The following is a 21,036-nucleotide window of genomic DNA, read 5'->3' on the forward strand; positions in this document are numbered from 1 at the left end:
TCTGGGTGACCAGATCGGCATACCCCGGCGGGCTGTTGATACCCGTGCCGATTGCCGTTGCCCCCATGTTAATATGATGAAACTCGTCCTCGGCGCGATTAAGGGCCTCGGCGGCACTGTCGACCATCACCGCATAGGCCGAGAACTCCTGGCCCAGGGTCATAGGCACCGCGTCCTGGTTCTCCGTGCGCCCCATCTTGAGCACGTCGGCAAATTCTGTTGCTTTGGCCTCCAGGGCGGTCTTCAATTCACCCATGGCCCCCAGCAGGTCCTTGAGCGACAGCAGAACAGCCAGCTTGATGGCGGTGGGGTAAGCGTCGTTGGTCGACTGGGAGCAGTTGACGTGATCGTTGGGATGCAGGTATTCGTATGCCCCTTTTTTGTGCCCCATGATCTCCAGGCCGCGGTTGGCGATCACTTCGTTGGCACACATGTTGGTAGAGGTGCCGGCGCCTCCCTGGAACATGTCCACGATGAACTGGTCGTGGAGTTTGCCGGCCAGCAGGTCGTCGCAGGCCTGGCTGATAGCCTTCATCTTCTCGTCTTCCAGCACCCCCAGATCGCAGTTGGCTTGGGCGGCGGCCTTTTTGACAAACGCCAGGGCTTCGATCATGTGCTCGAAGTTCTTGACGAACACGCCCGAGATGGCAAAATTCTCCATGGCCCGAAGGGTCTGGACGCCATAGTATACCCCGCCGGGCAGTTCTCTTTCCCCCAGAGAGTCGTGCTCGGTGCGAAAATCACCGATCAGCTGACTGGGTCCGTCACCGGTGACCCGCTCGGAGGCCATGCGCAGGCGGTCGCTGATACCCGCAGCCACCCGGGCGACAATACGGTAGAACACATCCGGCTTCTCATCCCTGAAGGCTGCCAGTGCCGTCCGGGAGATCTGCCAGACCGTGGCGCCGCTGCGGGTGAACGCGCCGGTACCGTGGGCGTCCTCCTCCAGAAAGGCGCTTTCGGCAATCAGGGCCCCGGGGCTCAATACCGCCAGATGACGCGTGGCGCCGTGCAGCCCGCGCACGATGGTCACCTCGCCGTCGACGACCAGGCCGGCCCACTGGCGGGGGGTCGATTCGTGAAACAGCCACGCTTCAGCCGCATAGGTTTTCTGCTCACCGCGCTCGAAAAAGCCCTTGAGGTCGGCCTGGTCCACCCCCATTTTTTTGGAGGCTCTGTCCAGAACATCGTCGAGTTTAATCATGATGGTCAATCTCCTTTATTGTCGGCCATATTGACATGTCGATATCGATTCGAAACAAAGCTCGACCCTATAGAACCATAGGGGCAATCATGAACCCGATCACCACGGACAGGGTGATGGACACGGTGCCCGGGATAAGGAAGGGGTGATCGAATACATATTTACCGATGCGCGTCGATCCGGTGTCGTCAAACTCCACCGCAGCGAGCAGGGTCGGGTAGGTGGGCAGCACGAACAAAGATCCCACCGCGCCAAAGGAGGCGATGGCGGCCACCGGACTGATCCCCAGGGCCAGGGCCGCCGGCATCAGGGCCCGCGTGGTGGCGGCCTGGGAGTAGAGCAGCATGGCGGCGAAAAAGAGCACCACCGCCAGCAGCCAGGGTTTGGCCTCCAGCAGAGAACCGGCGAAGACGTTGATCTCCTCGATGTGGGCGGATACGAAGGTGGTGCCCAGCCAGGCCACGCCAAGGACACAGACACAGGCGCTCATCCCGGATTTGAAGGTGGCAGCGTTGAGAACGTCGTTGGTGTTGATCTTGCAAACCAGGGCGATAAGGGTGGCCACGCTGAGCATGATGGTCATGATGGCATGATCTCTCGGCAATACCGGATCTTTTATCAAACCGACATTGCCGCTGATGGCGGTAGCGTAGAAGACGACGCCGATCAACCCCAGCAGAAATATCAGGACGGAAATCTTGGCTCCCGGTTTTATCTCCCGTTGCCGGGTTCCAGACGATTTCGAAACCAGACCGTTGGCCAGCCGTTCCTGGTAGACCGGGTCGTCCTTGAGTTCTTTTCCCAAAAAATTGGTTACCACGGCGGCCAGCATGACGGCGAGAAATGTACTGGGAACACTGATCATCAATAACTGGACGTAGCTGACCTTCACCTTTTCCAGTTCACTGGCAAAAAAAATCACCGCCGCCGATATGGGTGATGCGGTAATGGCGATCTGGGACGCCACCGTAGCGATGGCCAGCGGTCGCGACGGGCGTACGCCGGTCTCCTTGGCCACCTCGGCAATCACCGGCAGGGTGGAGAAAGCCGTCAGCCCGGTGCCGGCAAACATGGTCATGGAATAGGTCACCACCGGTGCGATGAAGGTGATGTACTTGGGATTGCTGCGCAGCACCTTCTCAGCCAGCTGGACCATGAAATCGAGGCCTCCGGCCACCTGCATGGCGGCAATGGCGGCAATCACGGACATGATGATCAGGATCACGTCAACCGGGATACTGCCGGGCTTGATACCGAACACAAGGGCCAGCACCAACACGCCGAAGCCCCCGGCAAAGCCGATGCCGATGCTGCCCAGCCGGGCCCCCAGCCAGATAAAAAACAAAACGATCAACAGTTCGACAATCCACATATGGCACTCCTTATATACCGTTAGGCCTGGATGGACGCTTCAGGGCAGTTTATAAGATCCGGTTAAATTCTGGGTGTGGCCGGTGAGAATGTGGTCGGTCGGGTTGCGAAACACCGATCTCCAGGTGAACGACAGGTTTCCGGTCAAGCCATTGAGTCTTCCGGTACCGCCGACAAACTGCCCGGTCACGCGGACGCCTTCCTCCACGAGACGCCCTTCGAGCAAACAATAGGCCGCATCCTCACCGGCGGGGTCACGCCAAACGCAGCGGGTGGTACTGCCGATGAGGGCATCCCACAGGCCGGCGCATTCCGACCACAGGTCGCCGACCTCGCCGATCTGGGTCTTCAGGTTCACGTGGCCGGAAAGCCTGAACGTAAAGACTTCCCTGTCTTGCGCAAACTCCAGCGGCTGATACGTTCCGCTGGCGGTCCATATGCCCGCAAAGGTGCCCTCTTGGCCTGCCATTGCGATCCCCGTGAACAAAAACAGCGCCAGGCCAACCCCCATGGCCGATACCCATCCCATAAAACGATCATTCATGTTTCCCTCCCATGGGTTATGAAAATACAGCGACTGTGAACGCGCACGGTACTGATCCGTTATCAAAAAATCGCTCAGTCTTGGTGCCAACAAGGCATCAGACGCCTTTGAATGTTTCCGGCGTCAATAAAACACTCTCAGATAAAGCTGCAGGCCGGCATAGTTGAACTCAACATTGCCCTTCAGGTCGATTCCCGGCCAGTCTTCGCCGTCCGCTTCCAGCCGCAGGCCAAAGGTATCGAATCCCACGCCGATGCCCACATGCTTCCAGGGGTTGTATTCCAGGGCGGTCCGAAATTCAAGAATCGAACCGGTAAAGTTATCGTATTCCAGATAAAACACCTGGGCGCCGCTGCGGATGAACCATTTGGGGGTCAAGGCAACGTCCATGCGCAGTCCGAAGACCGGCAGGGGAGCGGTGAACCTCTCCGATCCCTCTACATCGAGCAACCCACTGACTTTGATTCCCAAATCGATGGGCATGACGTAGACGCCGATACCGGCAGCCAGATCAACGCGCTCATCCTGAAAAAATGAATAGCTGTAGGCCAGTTGGTAAATATCCAGGTCGAAGAACGTTTCGACGGTCGTGCCGCTTTCGATAGTGATCATGTTGCCATTGTTATCCTCGATGGTGATGTCTTCGAGAATCCGTCGATCGCCATCGCGCCTGAAGGCAAACCAGGTTAGATCCAGCCGATGACGCCGGTTGTCGGTGAAGCGCCACAAGGCGCCGGTGCGAAAGACGGTATTGGTCGAATCCAGATCCAGCAACTCCTCCACATCGATATCCACGCCGATGCCGGTACCGAGGCGAATGTTGCTGTCCAGGCCGGCCAGAAACACGCCAAGGCTGACGCCGAACTTTTCCCATGGTTTTTCTTCCGGATTCCATTCCTCGGCGATGGCTGCCTGACATGCCAAAGAAAGGCCGATGATTGTGATCAAGACCAGACAACCGCGAATGAATACATGCATGGGAGTCTCCTTTCGATGTTTGACCATGAGTTAGGTGCAACCATGGCATTCGGTAAATAATTTCTTGTTGGCATGTTGGTAAACCGTCAAATTGGTTTCCGCGTATGAGCTGATCATTCAGGGCGCCCTAAAGGTTTCTCGAATGACCTAAAAGGCGCTATCGCGGTTCAATTCTTCGGCCAGGTATAGAATCATCGCTTCAAAAAGAACGTCACGCAGTTGCCGGTGTCGATCTTTGAGCGCCGGATCCCGCCGCGAAAATTTATCTTCCACCGGAATGGCAATCGTCCAGTGATCGGCATTGACATAGCCGAGCAGTGTCGAGCCCGGGATGAGTTGATCGATAAACAAGAGCTGGCCGTCGTTCAACGGATGGATCTGCTCCAGCAGCTTGTAAGTCGGTTGCAGGTAGATCTGTATATCCGCGTACCTGGCAAACGACGCCAGGGAATAATAGCGCACGTGTTCAGGCAAGGGATGGGTGGCCAGCCACTGAAATTGCTGCGTTCGGCTGAGGCTGTCGAATACCCCGCGATCCCCTGGCTGGCATCTTTCCGGAAAGAGGCGGGCGAGCCAGTTGTCGTATTCGACCGCGGAGTAGCGATCCGCCAGGGGGGAGCCATTGACGGCGCCGGATACACTCAGCACCGCCTCGATATGAAGGGCCAGGTCCGGATAAGCGACCAGAAAATGCAAGATATCGGTCGTGCCCTTGGAATAGCCCAGAAGGATCAATCGGTGGGAGGGTCCAGAAATGTGCTTGGTAACCGCTTCGGCGATAATCTCGGCATTTCTGGCACTGCTCGACAGACCGCTGACATCGATGCTCTCAATACGATAGCCCATCTGCCTGAGCCGTTCTGATCCATCGTGGAAAGGCGCCCCGATACTCTCGATACAACCGGAAAAGGCACCGGGAACGACCAGAATCGTTAAATCGGTGTCGTGTTCCGGCAGGCATTGCTGTCTGTCGGCGACCTGCGGTTCGTCGCTTAATCGCCACAGGCAGTCATCGCATCCATCCGTCATACACACTTGCTGCCGGTTTTCATTGAGCAATTGACAGAAAATCGCCCTGAACCGCCCTCGGGCGTCGTGAACCGGCGGAGCACCGATATAGCTCAGCGACTGGGCGGGCATATTTTTGTCGAATGGGATCAATACCGGACCGCAGCCGCCCAACAATACCACCAATGCCGCCAACAAAGATAATAGGTATGGGTTGGAAAACCGTTTCACCATCCCTCCTGTTTTGGCTCCAACGCTTCAGCGACATAGATCAGCAAAGCCTGCAGCAAAACGTGGCGGGGAAATTTTATCGACGCCCGAATCGTTTCGGATATCAGCAGATTTTGGTTTTCCAGGTGCAGCGCCACCGACCAGTGATCGGCGTTGACATAGCCGAGAAGCGTCCCCCCGGGAATAAGTTGATCGGTAGATAGGAGCAGACCGTCGTTTCTCGGATCGTAAGGCCACAGCAGGTCGTAGCCGGTTTTCAAAAGCGTGTTGATACGATCGCGTCTGGTGAATGCTACGATCGAAAAGTAACGTACCGATTCCGGCAGCGGATGGGCGGCCAGCCAAGACAATCTGACCGATGGCCGCAGACTGTCAAGGGCTCCGTCGTCTCCGGTGTTACATCGACTCGACAGGAAGTTTCGGGCCAGGACAGTGTATATATCGTCCAGTTTAAATGCCAGGGGGGAACCGTTGATTGCACCGGCCACGCTGACCACGGCGGCCACGCGCCTGGACTGCTCCGGAAAATTGACCAGAAAATGAAGGATGTCCACCGCACCCTTGGAATGCCCGACCAGCACCAGTTTCTCATTTTCCGCAAGATCCAGGTTTCCGATCGTCTCGGCGATATAGACCGCATTGGCATCGCTGCTGGAACGGCCGCTGACAATCATCTGGTCTATTTTCAGCCCGCGTTCACTGAGCAATGGTATCGCATCCTCAAACGGAAGCGCAATGCTGGCAAAGCATTCGTTAAGAAAACCGGGTACGACCATGACCCGATAGCGGGTGCTCAGGTCGGGAGGCGGTTGGGTTGTCCTAACCGGTCGGGATTCATCGTCGAGTCGCAGCAGAAGATTTTCGCACGCGCCCTCACGCCCCTGGTAATCCGTTTCCGTAGCCAGAAGCTGGCAAAAAATTTCCCGAAAACGCACCCGGCCATCGGTTGTCGGAGGGGTTCCCACCACACGAAGGATCGCAGCCGGGTAGTCAGTCGCAATTTCATGTTTGACCGGTCCGACACATCCAATAATGGTTGTGCACGCGAGGGACAAGACTGATACCAGGTGAATAGGCGACATGACTTCCTGTTTATTCAGAGGGTAAACGCCACTCGATAAATTCGGTTTTCTCGAATGCCACCGGTTGGCTCGATACCCACAGGACGGCCCGCAAACCGTCTGTAAAATAGGGATCGCCGGTCATATTGTGCCGCGGCGCATCGATGGCCGCCGAATCGACCCCTTTGACGAAAGCGAATCGTGCGAGGCCCTGAGAATACCACAGGTCCTGGATCAGGTAGCTGCGGGTTTCATCCACATCCGGATCGATCTTGTGGGTGACGATTGTCTTTGTGGTAAAGCGCACCCCGATGTCGCGACTGATCTGCCCTACCCACACCGATTTGCCCTTGAATTGCACCGGAGCCAGCCACAGTCTCAAGTGGCTGCGCTCATGAATCGTGCCGCGCGCCTTTTGCAGGGCGGCATCCTGGCGTCTGCCGAATAAATACAGGGCACTGACGGGCGAGTAACGATAGCGCCCGCCGAAAAAATAAGACATTCCGGTCCTCCAGGCGGAAACGGCGGTAACGGTTTCCGTCTCGTCCCACCCGGCGCGCATGAAGGCATGATAGACATCATCACCGTTGCCGATCACGATCAGGTTGAGCGGATCTCCGTTTTCAGTCCCTTTTTTGTTGACGGTGCAGCAGGGCAGCCCCTCGAGAAAGGCAATCAACGCCTTGTCGTCATCTAAAGTATTCCATGCGTCGTTCGGATAGAGCGTCTTGAAATCGATTTTACGGTGATCAATCTTCAATCCGGGCACGGGAATGAAAAAAGTGAAGGATCTGACCTGCTGATCTTCACCCACGAGATCGATGGCAAAGGATTTGGTGCCCTCGTCCAGGTTGGTAAACACAAACCCGGTTCGGACACTGCCCGGATGGACATAGATATCTTTGCCCTTTTCGAAAAAATAGCGGTCCATCTTCGTATTGGCAGCGCTAGAAAAACGATAATGACTTAAAAAGGATGCCTCGAGGGGAGTGAAATACATGGGGTCTATTCCGACGGGTAAAAACCAGATCGGCTTTTCATCCTGATTCTCGATCCTGATCCAGACGGGCTGCACACCCTTACCGTAAAGGTCGACACCGAATATCTGCCTCGTCTCTGCTGCGCTGGGAACGGCAGCGCTGACGTGCACTTGGCTTTTGCTTTGGGTTTGCGCCCGTTCCAAAAAAAACGACTCGATCAGTGGACGCGGATCGTACGATGCGCATCCATGTGCAACGATGGAAAAAACGGCGATGATGAATACACAGCGACGTGGATCCACTGAATCGACACTCCCGAAATTCATTCTACGGATATGATTGCTTGGCTTCAACGACCCAGCAAAAGGCTTCTTCTTTCCACCGACAGTTTCTCCCACGGCTCGAATTGAACACCTGAAAATGACACGGGGCTACCTGCAATCCACAATACGAGACAAAGCCCGTCAGTGAAATATTCATCACCGAGAAGACTGTTGCGGGGTTCGGACAGGGTGGCAACACGGGCTGTCCGGACATAACCGTATTTCATCAGTGCCTGGTTGTACCACAGATCCTGAAGCAGGTAGGCGCGTGCTTCATCCACATCCGGCTCGATGACAAATTTATCCCAGACGGCACGACGGACAATACGACTGATCTGCCCGACCCAGACGTGTTGGCCCTTGTAAATTAGCGGGCTCAGCCAAAAGCGCAACTGATTGCGTTCGTTCAGTGTTGAGCGCGATTTGCGAAAGGCTGAATCTTGAGCCCGGTCGAAGAGATATAGCGGTTTGACCGGCTGGTAGCGGAACTCCCATGGCAACTGGGCCCTCGGATCATAGGATGCTGCTGCCGCGGTTTCGTCCCAACCACTGCGCAGCAGGGCGTAAAGAATGTCCCGGCCGGTTCCAATGATAACGACATTGATTGGATCCGCCATTCGATTGCCGTCCTCATCGGTCGTACAGCAAGGCAATGCTTCGATGGCGCTTCTCAATTCCTGGGGGGTACCGATTTCGACTTTTTCATGGATCGAATACAGGTTGGCCCAATCCACCTCGCGGTGATCCACCTGAAGACCGGCAACCGGTATCAGGAAAGTGAAGGTCCTGATCTTTTCATCCTTGCCGACTATTTCCACGTTGAAGGCCTTGGTTCCCAATTCCAGGTTGGTGAAGACGAATCCCGACTGAACCGTTCGCGGCTTGATGGGATTCCTGATCGTATGCTGATGAAAAAACCGGTCCATGCTTTGCCTGGAAGCCACTGAGTAACCGGAATGGTGCATGTAGGCCACTTCGAGCGGTGAAAAATAGTTACGGTCGATACTCAACGGAGCAAACCACATGCGATGTTGGGTGATGTTTTCAATCTCCAGCCAGACCGGTTGGATGCCTTTGTTGTATAGCGCCAGGCCGAAAACGGCTTTGGTCTCTGCTGCACTGAGTACCACCGCTGAGACGCGGACGTTATTATTGGCCTGGGTGGTTGCTCGTTTCCTGAATAGTTCCTCATTCAAGGGCTGCGGGTTATAGGTGGCGCAACCCAACAGCATCGCCCATGAGAGAATGCAGACAGCCGCCGCGCGCAAGGCTCCAGATAGAACGGATGGTCCTGGCTCACTTTCGATAACGTCCATTTTCTTAACCAATGTGTCAGTGGACAATTCGAATGGTTTTATCCTCTCGCGCCCGTGTCTTCACAAGGGGACTGTTTGGGAATCATCCAATTTAAAGCATGCGCCCTGACTAGCCAGAGCGGTCTGGATGCCGATCGATCATCCAGCAACGCTTTTTCTCGGAAACATGTCAATAGAAATCAAAAAAGATGCCTACCGTAAGATACGCCTCATCGTAGTCCAGGGAAAATTCTCCCAAAATCGCCCGGCCAATATAGCCCTCCAGCCCCAGGCGCAGGTTGGTGCTGCTCTGTTCCCGTTTGATGTGAAAGCCGGTCTGGACGCTCACACCGGGATCCCAGCTGGTTTCGTCAAAGGCCCGCACATGGGCCGCGGCGTAATATGCCGTGCTGTCGTTCCACATGTCGCGGGGTCCCTGGTACTGGATGCCGCCCTCGGCGGCCCAGGGTTTCTGACGGTCTTCATTGCCCATGGACCAGGCCCAGCTGGGTTCGACATAGACCAGGATCTTCTCATTGACGTAATAGCCCAGGCCAAGGGCCAGGTCGTCACGGGTGTAGTTGATTCGCCTGCGTCCGGTCGCCTCGATGTACTCGTCTCCCAGGTGGGCGGAAAGGTGACGGTAACCGACCCTGGCGACCACCTTGTCGCTCCAATCCCAGACGGCAAAAACGCCGTAGCGGCCGTCCCAGCCGATATTGTCCAGCCCGTTGCCCGGATCGAACTGGGTGAACAGCCCCCCCTCGATGTCCAGGGCAAACTCGTTCGTGCCCGAGGGATCGGTCTGGATCTTGAACAGCGTGTAGCGGGTCCCCAGGTCCAGCATGACCCGGCTCGATGAGGTCTCCGGGATATCGCTGTCGGCCACGCCCACCCCGACCTGCATGCGCGGTCGCCTTGGATCGGCCACGTAGTCCGGGTAGGGCTGGTCGTTGGGGTCCAGTTCCAGCAGCCAGCTCGATCCCAGCTTGAAGGTGGTATCCGCCCGTTCATCCGCCTGGGCCATGACCGGCACAACACACAAAACAAGCACGAGCATCGTTAAGGCAACACGCTTCATTCTATCCTTCCTTTCAAGGGGTCTTGAACCGCAGGCAGGAATCGTTGGGCACCGCTTCCCTGCGCAGCAGGTAGCCGGCCATGGTCCACTCCGTCAGGCGGCTGCGGCCGTCAATCTCGAAGTGGGCCCGAACGCTCCACAAATAGTTGGTCCCCGGTTCCAGAGGCTTCTCCAGCCGATGCACGGTCGCCGTCAATTGCTTGCGGGCGTATACCAGCTTGCCCGTGCCAGTGGAAACGGTTCTCCAGACACGTATTTCATAGGTCGCATTTTGAATAGAAATATAACCCTGGGAGTCGGATGGATCCACCGCAGCCAAGATCAACGGCTTCCAGCGAAATGTCGGCGTGAGCGAATCCACCCGCACAAAATCGGCAAACAGGGAAAAGCGCTTTCTCACCAACGGTGGATATTCCGGATACAAACCGACCAAGCTCGGTTTTCCGCAGCCGGATATCGCGCCTGCCCACAGGCCGGCAATGAGCAAAACGATCAATCGATTATGCCATCTGAAAGGGTTCACCTTCGATTTCGTCCTGAGTGCAGAGTCCTGGATTACAGCTTCATGCTCGGATCGGCCTGCCTGTCGTCGATACCGATTATGCAATATGCTTACAGCTAATACTTCCATTCAATCGGATACACCCGGAACAGGTCATCGACGATCTTCTCTGCCAGTTCCTGCTCACACGACTCGATTTCCTGGATCAGATCGATTCCGCCTTGGTCCGCCCACTCCTTGAACGTTCTTTCCTGATCGCTCGCGCAGGTGAAATGCTCGTCTATCAGAACGACATTGCCCCGTTCGTTGATGAGCTGCACCTGCATCTGCAGGAAAATATCCGTGGACGGGTCGACGCTGTACATGCCGCGCAATCCCGTTTTCTCAACTCGCACCGCCAGGCGTGCATTCCGCCCATCATATGCCTGATGGCCTTCGTGCCAGACTGTGAATGTCAAGTCGGTATGCGCATTGCCCAGATCAACCAGGCTTTCTACAAAGCTGTCGCGAAGACGCATTCGTTGGAGATTGTCCGCAGCCATCTCAAGCATGACCTGGGCATGTTCAACTTCCCGGGCAGGGACAGCGGTGGTCGCCCCGTAAACACCGCCGATCAATGCGCCTATGGGGGAAAACAACAAGCCCAAAAAAGTCCCTCCGGGTATCGGGGAGACAAAACCGATCATCACCGGCATGGCGGCGCCGACAGCAATGCCTCTCCTGACTCCGCCCCAAAACCCCTTGGCCGGAAGCAAGAGTTCGGTTTCCGCCGGCTCCGGTGAGAGATGGACATCGATCGTCGATATTTCTGACCGGATATTTTCCAGTGCCGACGGCTGCACGGTATAGATGTGCGGGGCTTGCGCACAGCCGAGAAAAACCAGAACGACAACCAGCAGCGCAATCACCCGTGAGGGATTTAAGATTGCGGTTTGCGATCGATTGGGAAGCCAACTGGGCAGCATATCAGGTATTTCAAAATCGATTGTCGATCGTATCGCATACCCGGAAAATGAGAATGCCGGTGCGGCAAATCGATTGATGTCAGGTCTCCGGAAGGCAGACCATTTCCCGCAAAAAAGCGGCAGGAAATGGTCAATCCTGAAACAAAGCTACTTATTGGCCGTGTAGCTGAACTTCTGCCCACCGACGGTGGCTTCATACATCAACCCACCTTTGGAATGAACAAACACGGCCATTCCCTTGCGATAGCTCGTTTTCGCCTGCACACCGGAGGCCGGACCGGCGCTGGCACCTGCGGTGGCGCCTTCTGTGCCTGCACTGGCTTGAACCCCGGCGGTAATCGCCACGGCAGATACGCCGGCGTCGAATTCAAAGTTGCCGCCGGTAAATTCCTCGAAGGCCCGTTTGTCTTCGAAAAAGATCATCTGGCTGAAGGCCTGGCCGCCGGCCTGAAAACCGATCGTCGCCTTGACCATTCTGGTGGTTCCGGTGACCGCTCCCTGCGCATACACCTGGCCGGTGCCGTAGGCCCCGCCGATTCCGAAGCCTCCCTTGCCCACCACCGGGAAGACCGCATACCCATAGCAATTGTCAAAAAATGGCTTCACCGCCGGCGACTGCTTGAATATATCGATGGTGCCGGCGTACTTGTCGGCATGGGCAGTATTGAAGCAAACCAGGGCCAGCACCAGAACAACAGAAAAAACAATCCATCGGTTTGATCTCATTGCATCCCTCCTTAATTTAGATGTTTCCGTTCCAACCATTGATTCATTTCTCTTTGCATGACGCTCTTACATGGGATCGTTTGCCACCCTGTTGCATGCGCACCAATCGATCCAATTTTTATAAGAAGTCCTATCACCACCCGATCCATTGCAGTCTTGGACATGATCCGATCATTTTGGGTTTACCGGGCGGAAAACAACGACAGGCCCTTTTGCGAGTTGCGCACGGTCTGCGATCTCGAGACGGTCTCTTTTGATCATTCCTTTGATCAGGTCTATATATTCGTCACCTTTTTCTGAATAACTGCCAAGATATTCCGCAAGCGTGGCACCATCCAACGGTCTCCCGTTCCTCCTCATGTCCGCTCTGGCGCTCCTGAATTGAGCGTACGATGGATGTGTGTTCAAGTTCAGGCAATACGCGTTAAGCGATTCACGGGGATCCGGAAAAGCAGCCAGGCGGGCCTCGCTCCCTTGGGCCTTCATGCCACCGTCGGTGGTCCACTGGCCAAACATGGCGTTTCCCTGCTTGGCAAAACGGGAACTTCCCCAGCCACTCTCTATGGCCGACTGCACCAATGCCAAGGACGGTGGAATGGCATCCACCCGAAGAATTAACTCCTTTAGTTGATCGTCGGTGAACGATTCTTTATCTTCAGTTACTTTATACGTCGACATCTTTTGGGTCAGCCACTGCCTGTCATTTTGGTTCATATTGCTCAGCTTCCAACTCAACAGCTTTTTACGATCGTAAATAATCGATTCATTGACCTGAAGAATAGCGGACGCCCCAGCACGAAAAAAAACCGATTTTTTCAACGGGACGGATGTGTCCTCCTCCCAGTTTTTGGGAATGTGCGTGAATCGAAAACGGGGTACCGCATAAAGGATATCCGGGTTGGCTGCAACGTTGTAGCCGATGCTGTCAAAATAGCTGCCAAGCTGCTCTGTGCTGCCCACCTCGACAACGATCTCCTTCTCCTTTGCCAAGACTGCCGTGGAACCCGTCAAAACGATCAGGCAGGATGCCGATAACGTGGCTGCAATTAAAATCCAGATTTTAGGTCGTTTCATTGTAACATCCCTCCTGATCAGTGTAAATCTTGGCCATTTCTATTGCCTTTAAATCGGTGAAGGCCGCAAACGGTTTCAGGGGTTGGTCGTTTCCATTTCAGGCTGGATTTATTTATTCGGGCAAGATCCTTCACGAAGATAACGACCGGCCACCCAACCCGTTATTCCATAATAGTCGATTTTACACCATCGCGGGCGTTCTCTTTTAATTTTTTCCTTTTCCGCCTCCGACAGGGTGGTGAATTCGTTCAATGTCAGCCCGCCTATGCATCTCAGGTTTTTGATGCACTGACCATCAGGCGGTATCTGGCCTATTTTTTCGGATGTTGGGTTGGCCTCGCTACGGATATGGAGCACGTCGTCACTGTCGACCCCGTGCACACGCCAGTAATCCGGCCCGTCAGCTTCAGCACAGGCATGGTGGCTCATCAAAATGAGCCATAAGATAAATAGGCTGCGCAAGCTATTTTTCATTTTCTTCGTCTCGCCAATCATTTTCAGCGATGTGGCCATTGTGGTCAGTTTTCAAGGAACTCACCCAGCCGCGGTATGCTTCCGCGGTTGGGAATCATTTACTTCTTGAAATGCGAAGTGGCTTTATCGAATGCCGTGGCAAGCGATTTCCAGGCATCTTCGACCCCGTCTTTGAGATCGTCCCAGGCGTTTTCGCCGGCCACTTCAAGGTCGACGATCTTTTCCTTCAAATCCTTGCGGAACTTGAGATATGCTTGCCGTTTGACTTCATACTCTTTTCCGGCATCGGCACTTGCATGCTGGAGACCGGCTTCGAACTTGTCACGCTCGCGACTCCAACGGTAGTTTAGTTCGTCGACCTGTTTTCTCATCCGGGCTATAAATTCTTCTTTTTTGGTTACCATGCGTGCCTCCTTTTTTAAAGGGTGTTGAAGAACGTCATGAACGCGGGCAAGACACGGCACAATCCGGCGAAAAAGAGCAGTTTGTGGGTGCTAAATGAGCATGTCGAGTCGAATTTTAGCGCCGTATAGCCAAGCGCAATCGTTTTTCAACAACCGGTTAGAGTGCGCTACCCGATATCATCCCCACTCAGGATGCCCCATCAACAATCGGTTTTTGGGTGTGATCGCCGCGGGTATCCTCCGGGTCATTACCTGATACCCCCGTTCACGCAACCTCGCCGCCCGGGTGACATCGACGGCCGTGGGTCCGTCCAACCAGCCGTCCAAGCCGCCGGTGTCGCTGCGCTGCAGGTCATGACAGCAAGGCAGCACCGCCACGCGGGCGCCGGCTTCGACGGCTTTCTCCAACACGGCATCGGTCAGGCTGCCGCAGGCGTGAACGGACATGATCAGGTCCGATGACGTCAGCTCGACAGTATCGATATCGGCTTTCACATAGCGGATCCGTTGGCCCAGCCGGGGCCATGATTCGATCAGCTCGGCGGACAGCCGGCAGGCGTTTTCAGGCAGACGGCGATCAACGGCAAGCGCCCCGGGAGAGGTGTCATCCAGGAGTAGCATGATATGGGCCAGGAGTCCATGGCCGCAGGCCAGATCGACCACCCGTCCACCCCTGAATTTTCTTCTCACCCGCCTGGCCACCTCCCAGGCCTCGAACAGCTCCTTGCCGGGCAGCGTTCCCACCCGGCAGACGGCTCGGCCGATTTTATCGAGCAGGGTGCTGCCGGGAAACCAGTCCAGCTGCTTGACGGTCAGCCGGCTCTTTGTCGATCGGTTCACGAGGGCTCCAGGTCCTTGCCCGCCGCATTTGCCGGTGACACCAGCCCCAACCGTCTTTTGGATGCACGCACGACATCGTCCATGATCAGGTAGAGCGCCGGCACGTAGAGCAGTGTCAGCAAAGTGGCGGCCAACAGGCCGAAGCTGATACTCACCGCCATGGGAATGAGAAATTGGGCCTGAAAGCTGCGTTCCAGGAGCAGCGGGAAAAGTCCGGCAACGGTGGTCACCGACGTGAGCAGCACCGGCCGGAAGCGCGATCGCCCGGATTCAATGACCGCCTCGACCACCGCCATCCCGTTGCGATGCGCCCGATTGATGAAATCGATGAGAATCAACGAGTCGTTGACCACGATACCGGACAGGGCCACGATGCCGAAAATGCTGATGATGGTAAATGCCAGTCCCATCACCAGGTGGCCGGCGATGGCACCGATGAGTCCGAAGGGAATGGCCATCATGATGATCACCGGCTGAACGTAAGACCGGAACTGGGTGGCCAGCAGCAGAAAAATGGCCATAAGGGCCAGGGTGAAGCCTTTCTTCAGGCTTTGCAGGGACTCTTCGGTCCGCTTTTCCTGACCTTCCAGATCATAGCGCAGTCCTGGATATCGCTCGACCAGCCGGGGGAGAAAATCCGCCTTGAGGTCGGTGACGATCGAGCTGGCGTTGCCGACATCCTCGTCGATGTCGCTGCTCACCGTAATCACCCGCTTGCGGTCCACCCGCCGGATCAACGAATAGGCCCGCGAGCTGGCGGTTTCGGCAATCTCGCTGAGCGGGATCTGCCGGCCGTCCGGCGTGCGGATGCGGGCCTGCTCGATGGCATAGAGCGAGCGCCTGTCTTTTTCCGCGTAGCGGACCTGCACCTTCACGTCATCTTTGCCGCGCTGGATGCGCAGGGCCTCTTCACCGTAAAACCCCTGGCGCAGCTGCCGGGCGATGTCGCTCATGGTCACGCCGATGCTCTGGGCACCGTCCCTGATCCGGAAACGCCGCTCCGGTTTGCCCGGTTTGAAGTCATCGACGATGTCGTAGGTCCCCGGGTAGGTTCCCAGCTCGTCTTTGAGTTCCGCCGCAGCCTGTTCGATTTGCCTGAAATCATCGCCGATGAGCTGGATTTCGATGGGGCTGCCGGCCGGACCCCCTTCGATGGTGAAAAAAGAGAGGCGCTCCACTCCCGGAATGTCTCCGGCAAGACTGCGCCAGCGGTTGATCACCGTGTTGACCGACAGCCTGGGCCGCTCGGCCGACGAGATCATCTCGATCCACACCTCCCCGCAGTGTCCGCCGATCTCCTGGGGTTTCCAGTCCCGCCGGGGAATGAACCCGGTCAGGGAGTAGGTGTTGGTGATCAGGGTATTGCCCGCTTCCAGTTGACCCTCGAACGCCTGGTTGAGCTTAAACGCCTGCTGCTCCAGATAAGTGATGGTTTGCGCGGTGGTCTCCACCGGGGTTCCCAGCGGGTAGTTGACCTCGGCAATCACCCAGTCGCTGTCTCCCTTGGGCATGAATATAAAGGGCACATAACCGCCGCGCAGAATGCCCAGGCTGATGATCAGCACCCCCAGACCGATGGACAGGGTAAAATATCGATTTTCCACCACGTAGTGCAGGGTCGGCGTGTAGATGCGGTCGATGGCGAACTGGAGCCCCTTTTCGATGCGCTGCCTGACGCGTTCATGGATTGCCCGCCCCATCTTCTCGCCGGCCTGCCGGCTCCTGAGCAGGGCCCCCTCCAGGTGCGCCGGAAGGATGATCAGGGCTTCGCCCAGCGATACGATCAGGATGGCGATCACCGCCCGGGGCATGACGCTGATAAATTTACCCATGATGCCGGAGATGAACATCAGCGGCGTAAAGGCCACGACCGTCGTGGTCACGGCCATGAGCACCGGCCCGCCGACCTCCCCCATTCCGTCGACCACGGCGCGGTCCGACGATTTTCCCTGTCCGTAGTGGGTAAAGATGTTCTCGCCCACGATAATGGCATCGTCCACCAGGATGCCAAGGGTCATGATGAAGGCGAACAGGGAGATCATGTTGATGGTCTCGCCGCTATAATCCAGGACCATGAAGGCCCCCATGAAGGACACCGGAATCCCCACGGACACCCAGAAAGCCAGTCGCAGGTTGAGAAACAGAGCCAGGACGATGAAGACCAGAACGATTCCCTGGAACCCGTTGCGCAGCAACAGGTCGATGCGGTCGCGCACCATGGTGGACAGATCGAACCAGGTGGCCAGCTGAATGCCGTCAGGCATACGGTTCCTGTTCTTCGCCACGTATTTCTGCACCGTGTCGGAGATGGCGATCACATCTTCCTGGCTGGTGCGGTTGACCTGGACCAGGGCCGCCGGCTTGCCGTTGAAGCGGGCCTTGATGTCCGTATCCTCGAACCCGTCGACCACCGCAGCCACCTGCCCCAGCCGCACCACGGTGCCGCCCGCATCGGTGATCAGGGGCAGGTCTTCGAACTCTTTGCCGGTGTACAGCTGACCTTTGGCACGAACGATGATCTCGCCATGGTCGGTCTTGATGGTTCCGCCGGGCAGATCGAGGCTTCCGGTCCTCAGGGCCTGGACGACCTGATCGAAACTCAGTCCGTACCGCCGCAGGTTCTCCTCGGACACCTCCACCGCGATTTCATAGTCCCGCACCCCCACCAGGGAAGCCAGCGAAATGGGTCCGGTATCCACCAGGTCGTCGCGGATGCGGTCCGCCGTCCGGCGAAGGAGTTTCTCGGGCACATCCCCGTATACCGCCACGGTGATGGCCGGGTTGCGGTTGATGATCTCGGTGATGATCGGATCTTCGGCCTCGACCGGGAAGGTGTCGATGAGATCCACCTCGTTTTTGATGTCATCCATGATCTTCTGGACATCGGCCCCCTTGTTCAGTTCCACGGTCACCGACCCCAGGCCTTCACGGGAAGAGGAGTAGGTCCGGGAAATGTTCTCGATGCCCTTGATCTTTTCCTCGATCTTGATGCAGATCCCCTCCTCGACCTCCGCCGGGCTGGCGCCGGGATAGGGCACGGAGACGTTGATCATGTCCAGGGCGAACTGGGGGAACATCTCCCGGCGCATGTTCATGACCGTCAGCAGACCCGCCACGATGATGAACATCATGATCAGGTTCACCGCCACGCGGTTATCGACGGACCATTGGGCGAGTTTTTTCATAGAAGACCAGAAGTCGGATGTCGGAGGTCAGAGATCGGAAACCGGGCAGCACCGGCAGCCATTATTGAATAAGCAGCCATTCCTGCACCCCCTGCCCGCATCTATTGATTAGTCGTACTTTTCCAGTTTTTCATCAAGCGATACAGCATGGCGTTGACGTGATCGTATTCCTTTTTCAGGCGAAGGCGTTCACCCTTTTCCAAATAACCGCAATCCCGGGCAAACGACAGCCACCCCCGGGTCTCTTCCGATGATCCGAGAGCATCGTTGAGATGTCGGAAAAATACATTCTCGTATTTTCGCTTGGCATACCCTTCACGGATATTGATGGCTACCGATCGCGACGACCGCCTGATCTGATCCGTCATCGAATAGACCTCTTCTTTGGGAAAACCAACGGAAAGCTTGAACATATCCATGGCCAGCGAATATGCCAACCGGTATACTTCCAGGTCCTGAATGGTTTTGATGGCCATGTTAATTTTCCAACCGCCGCCCAGTCCGACCTCGGACCACGGTCCTCAGGCATCCGTCATCAAACTTCAGACATCTGACCTTCGTCTTCCGTCGTCCGACCTCAGTCCTCTGTCTTCTGTATTCCGTCCTCTGTCTTCAGCCGTATTCTCATCCCCGGTACGGCACCGGAAAGCGGAGAGGTGACCACCAGGTCCCCGTCAGACAGCCCGTCGCTGATCAGCACGGATTTCTTGAAGCGGCGCAGGATCGTCACCGGCCGGACACTGAGCTGGTCGTCGGCGGCGAGGTAGACCGTGTCCCCGTCATGGACCAGGTGCCGGGGCAGCCGGTGGACATTTTTTACCTGGCGGCCCTGGATTCTCACCGTTACGAACATCCCCGGCTTCAAGCGGTCGGCAGCTGCGATCATGGCACCACCGGAGGTGGGTTCATCGACCTCGATCACCACGGGCAGGGTCCGGGTGGTCTGATCCAGGGCGGCCTTGACCCTTGCCAGGCGGCCATGCCACAGCTTCGGGGTGGCGGTCTCCATGAACAGCACCTCCACCGGCAGCCCCTGTTCCGATCCACCGTCATCGGGGAACCAGGCCAGGTCAGCCATGGGGATCTTGACTTCGATATCAAAGGCACCGGCCCGGTAGACACTGCCCACTGATTGGCCGGCCGCCAGATGTTGACCGACCTCCACCTCTTTTTGGGTCACCCAGGCATCGAAGGGCGTATCGATCTGGCAGCGCTCCAGATCCAGGCTCGCCTGCTCCATGGCCACCCTGGCCATCTCCAACTGGCTCTCCAGCCGGATCCGGTCGGGACCGGTGACGGCCAGCTGGTTTTCCAGGGCCTGCAATCGCTCCCGGCTGGTGAGATACTGGCGGTCCGCCTTGTCCAGCACGCTCTGGGAGGTCATGTTCTTGCCGGCCAAATTCTTGAATCGATTGACCTCCGCCAGGGCCAGATCCACATCCGATCGGGCCAGCTTGAGGTTGGCCTTCAGGTTGAGAATATCCTGTGCCAGCCGATCCAGTTCGGCCTGGGCCTGCCGGATGCCTACGTTCGCCCGCCGCACCGCCAGCTCATAATCCCTTGGATCAATGCTCAGCAGCACCTCACCGGATTTCACGAAACCGCCCTCGATGAAGGCCGGATGCATGGCCACCACCTGGCCGCGTACCTCAGCCACCAGTTTCAGGGATTCCCGGGGGGCAACCGTTCCATATGCCTCGACAATCATGGGAAGGGTCTGTGGATGGGTGCTAACGACCTCCACCAGCCGCCCGTCCGTGGTGCGGGACTGTTTCTCGGCGCGGGGCCGCAACTGCACCAGCATGACGGCAATGGCCACCGCAACCAGCAGCACGACAGCAACACGAACAGTTTTAAACAACGGCCCTTTTTTCATCGGGTCTGACCTTTGATGGATCTTAAAAATCAGGTTTTCATCGTGAATCCTCACAGGATGCACGAGAATTAAACGGTGGGAACAGGCGTTGGATTTATACCGCAAATCCAATTTTGGCAATCAATCTATCGAAACGGGGGTTGGTTTTCAACGTCTTTTTGGGAAACCGGACCAATGGCACCGGCCGAGATCGGATATCGATGAAAAGCCACGTTCGCGGCATGGAAAAGTCGCCTCCTGCTTCAGCTGGCGCATCTTTTCAAATCCGGTATCGATCATCCCTAAAGAAAAACGCATAATGACAGATAATTCTGGACATTCCTGCCACCCATTTGTATAGTAAAAATAAATACCTCTTTCGTAAACGCCGACACCCATGCCATCGATATCCTCCGAATCCTTTTGCGGCCAGGCGGTCTACCGCGATCAAATCAGGGAAATCGCGGTTATCGTCGACACGTTCCCGAAGCTTACCCGCACCGAACTGGCCAATACCATTTGCGAACTGTTTTCCTGGAAAAGACGGACCGGCAAACTGAAAACCGTCGAGTGCCGCCAATTCCTGGAGCGCCTGGATGCCAGGGGCATGATCCGACTGCCGGCGTGCAGGGTCCAATATATCAAGCGGGAAAAAACAACCGCAGGAAGGACTGGACGGACGGATCGACCGCCGACGATCTCGACCCCATTGAGCGATCTGTCCCCGGTCGTGCTGACCCGGGTCCGCAATGACGACCAAAGGAGGCTCTGGTGCGAGTACGTGGATCGATATCATTACCTTGGATACCGGATCCCTTTCGGCGCGCACCTGCGATATTTCATCCAGTCCGGCATCGACCAGGCCCGGTTGGGGTGCATGCAATTTTCCAGTCCGGCATGGCGGATGGCAGCCAGAACAGGCGCAGGGGCAAGGC

21 protein-coding genes are annotated in these 21,036 nt (G+C 56.5%); 1 reads left to right on the forward strand and 20 read right to left on the reverse strand.

Annotated features, from left to right (window positions below):
- From ACZCED_RS22000 to ACZCED_RS22095, 20 genes are all read right to left on the reverse strand, one after another.
- Positions 1-1,204 (reverse strand): lyase family protein (locus ACZCED_RS22000; RefSeq protein WP_464861728.1); only part of this gene is annotated, 1,204 nt, incomplete at its 3' end.
- A gap of 67 nt (positions 1,205-1,271) precedes the next feature.
- The gene (locus ACZCED_RS22005; protein ID WP_462968563.1) at positions 1,272-2,576 is read right to left on the reverse strand and encodes an anaerobic C4-dicarboxylate transporter; all 1,305 of its coding nucleotides are present in this window, start codon (positions 2,574-2,576) and stop codon (positions 1,272-1,274) included.
- A 39-nt stretch (positions 2,577-2,615) separates the two neighbouring features.
- A complete protein-coding gene (locus tag ACZCED_RS22010; protein ID WP_464861729.1) occupies positions 2,616-3,119 on the reverse strand; it encodes a hypothetical protein in 504 nt (167 codons plus the stop codon).
- A 123-nt stretch (positions 3,120-3,242) separates the two neighbouring features.
- Positions 3,243-4,097, reverse strand: coding sequence for a hypothetical protein (locus tag ACZCED_RS22015; protein WP_462968565.1), 855 nt, complete (start codon positions 4,095-4,097; stop codon positions 3,243-3,245).
- 147 nt (positions 4,098-4,244) lie between these two features.
- Positions 4,245-5,126, reverse strand: a complete 882-nt coding sequence (locus tag ACZCED_RS22020; RefSeq protein ID WP_464861730.1) for an alpha/beta hydrolase family protein — start codon at positions 5,124-5,126, stop codon at positions 4,245-4,247.
- A gap of 206 nt (positions 5,127-5,332) precedes the next feature.
- A complete protein-coding gene (locus ACZCED_RS22025; RefSeq protein WP_462968567.1) occupies positions 5,333-6,418 on the reverse strand; it encodes a lipase family protein in 1,086 nt (361 codons plus the stop codon).
- Between the two features lie 10 nt (positions 6,419-6,428).
- Positions 6,429-7,679: an LssY C-terminal domain-containing protein gene (locus ACZCED_RS22030; protein ID WP_462968568.1), complete on the reverse strand. Its 1,251-nt coding sequence runs from the start codon at positions 7,677-7,679 to the stop codon at positions 6,429-6,431.
- Between the two features lie 47 nt (positions 7,680-7,726).
- The gene (locus ACZCED_RS22035) at positions 7,727-9,016 is read right to left on the reverse strand and encodes an LssY C-terminal domain-containing protein (protein WP_462968569.1); all 1,290 of its coding nucleotides are present in this window, start codon (positions 9,014-9,016) and stop codon (positions 7,727-7,729) included.
- A gap of 169 nt (positions 9,017-9,185) precedes the next feature.
- Complete coding sequence (locus ACZCED_RS22040; RefSeq protein WP_462968570.1) at positions 9,186-10,076, reverse strand: DUF1207 domain-containing protein; 891 nt, start codon at positions 10,074-10,076, stop codon at positions 9,186-9,188.
- A 13-nt stretch (positions 10,077-10,089) separates the two neighbouring features.
- Positions 10,090-10,599, reverse strand: a complete 510-nt coding sequence (locus tag ACZCED_RS22045; RefSeq protein ID WP_464861731.1) for a hypothetical protein — start codon at positions 10,597-10,599, stop codon at positions 10,090-10,092.
- Between the two features lie 95 nt (positions 10,600-10,694).
- Entirely contained in the window at positions 10,695-11,543 is an 849-nt protein-coding gene (locus ACZCED_RS22050; RefSeq protein WP_464861732.1) for a hypothetical protein, read from the reverse strand.
- 147 nt (positions 11,544-11,690) lie between these two features.
- Positions 11,691-12,269, reverse strand: a complete 579-nt coding sequence (locus ACZCED_RS22055) for a lipid-binding SYLF domain-containing protein (RefSeq protein ID WP_462968573.1) — start codon at positions 12,267-12,269, stop codon at positions 11,691-11,693.
- Between the two features lie 171 nt (positions 12,270-12,440).
- Positions 12,441-13,343, reverse strand: a complete 903-nt coding sequence (locus ACZCED_RS22060; RefSeq protein WP_462968574.1) for a glucosaminidase domain-containing protein — start codon at positions 13,341-13,343, stop codon at positions 12,441-12,443.
- Positions 13,344-13,451: 108 nt separating this feature from the next.
- Positions 13,452-13,856 carry an SH3 domain-containing protein gene (locus tag ACZCED_RS22065; RefSeq protein WP_462968575.1) on the reverse strand — a complete coding sequence of 135 codons (405 nt, stop codon included), beginning with the start codon at positions 13,854-13,856 and terminating at the stop codon, positions 13,452-13,454.
- Between the two features lie 59 nt (positions 13,857-13,915).
- Positions 13,916-14,221, reverse strand: coding sequence for a sll1863 family stress response protein (locus ACZCED_RS22070; protein ID WP_462968576.1), 306 nt, complete (start codon positions 14,219-14,221; stop codon positions 13,916-13,918).
- A 177-nt stretch (positions 14,222-14,398) separates the two neighbouring features.
- Complete coding sequence (locus tag ACZCED_RS22075) at positions 14,399-15,061, reverse strand: methyltransferase (protein WP_464861733.1); 663 nt, start codon at positions 15,059-15,061, stop codon at positions 14,399-14,401.
- Positions 15,058-18,246: an efflux RND transporter permease subunit gene (locus tag ACZCED_RS22080; RefSeq protein ID WP_464861734.1), complete on the reverse strand. Its 3,189-nt coding sequence runs from the start codon at positions 18,244-18,246 to the stop codon at positions 15,058-15,060. The genes ACZCED_RS22075 and ACZCED_RS22080 overlap by 4 nt, the downstream gene beginning before the upstream one ends.
- Positions 18,247-18,347: 101 nt before the next feature.
- Positions 18,348-18,722 (reverse strand): four helix bundle protein, encoded by a 375-nt coding sequence (locus ACZCED_RS22085; RefSeq protein WP_464861735.1) that lies wholly within the window; start codon positions 18,720-18,722, stop codon positions 18,348-18,350.
- A 101-nt stretch (positions 18,723-18,823) separates the two neighbouring features.
- Positions 18,824-20,107, reverse strand: coding sequence for an efflux RND transporter periplasmic adaptor subunit (locus tag ACZCED_RS22090; protein ID WP_464861736.1), 1,284 nt, complete (start codon positions 20,105-20,107; stop codon positions 18,824-18,826).
- Between the two features lie 162 nt (positions 20,108-20,269).
- Complete coding sequence (locus ACZCED_RS22095; RefSeq protein ID WP_464861737.1) at positions 20,270-20,500, reverse strand: hypothetical protein; 231 nt, start codon at positions 20,498-20,500, stop codon at positions 20,270-20,272.
- On the opposite strand from ACZCED_RS22095, the gene ACZCED_RS22100 reads away from it, so the two are divergent.
- Positions 20,499-21,036: Druantia anti-phage system protein DruA (locus ACZCED_RS22100; protein ID WP_464861738.1), on the forward strand; the 538-nt coding region annotated here is incomplete at its 3' end. The genes ACZCED_RS22095 and ACZCED_RS22100 overlap by 2 nt on opposite strands.

This window comes from Desulfosarcina sp., from assembly GCF_055467485.1.

Coding starts and splice junctions, on each gene's coding strand:
- ACZCED_RS22050 (WP_464861732.1), bottom strand. CDS start 11,543: ATGCTGCCCAGTTGGCTTCCCAATCGATCGCAAACCGCAATCTTAAAT.
- ACZCED_RS22080 (WP_464861734.1), bottom strand. CDS start 18,246: ATGAAAAAACTCGCCCAATGGTCCGTCGATAACCGCGTGGCGGTGAAC.
- ACZCED_RS22015 (WP_462968565.1), bottom strand. CDS start 4,097: ATGCATGTATTCATTCGCGGTTGTCTGGTCTTGATCACAATCATCGGC.
- ACZCED_RS22005 (WP_462968563.1), bottom strand. CDS start 2,576: ATGTGGATTGTCGAACTGTTGATCGTTTTGTTTTTTATCTGGCTGGGG.
- ACZCED_RS22025 (WP_462968567.1), bottom strand. CDS start 6,418: ATGTCGCCTATTCACCTGGTATCAGTCTTGTCCCTCGCGTGCACAACC.
- ACZCED_RS22010 (WP_464861729.1), bottom strand. CDS start 3,119: ATGAATGATCGTTTTATGGGATGGGTATCGGCCATGGGGGTTGGCCTG.
- ACZCED_RS22085 (WP_464861735.1), bottom strand. CDS start 18,722: ATGGCCATCAAAACCATTCAGGACCTGGAAGTATACCGGTTGGCATAT.
- ACZCED_RS22095 (WP_464861737.1), bottom strand. CDS start 20,500: ATGGGTGTCGGCGTTTACGAAAGAGGTATTTATTTTTACTATACAAAT.
- ACZCED_RS22070 (WP_462968576.1), bottom strand. CDS start 14,221: ATGGTAACCAAAAAAGAAGAATTTATAGCCCGGATGAGAAAACAGGTC.
- ACZCED_RS22065 (WP_462968575.1), bottom strand. CDS start 13,856: ATGGCCACATCGCTGAAAATGATTGGCGAGACGAAGAAAATGAAAAAT.
- ACZCED_RS22060 (WP_462968574.1), bottom strand. CDS start 13,343: ATGAAACGACCTAAAATCTGGATTTTAATTGCAGCCACGTTATCGGCA.
- ACZCED_RS22055 (WP_462968573.1), bottom strand. CDS start 12,269: ATGAGATCAAACCGATGGATTGTTTTTTCTGTTGTTCTGGTGCTGGCC.
- ACZCED_RS22020 (WP_464861730.1), bottom strand. CDS start 5,126: ATGACGGATGGATGCGATGACTGCCTGTGGCGATTAAGCGACGAACCG.
- ACZCED_RS22035 (WP_462968569.1), bottom strand. CDS start 9,016: ATGGACGTTATCGAAAGTGAGCCAGGACCATCCGTTCTATCTGGAGCC.
- ACZCED_RS22040 (WP_462968570.1), bottom strand. CDS start 10,076: ATGAAGCGTGTTGCCTTAACGATGCTCGTGCTTGTTTTGTGTGTTGTG.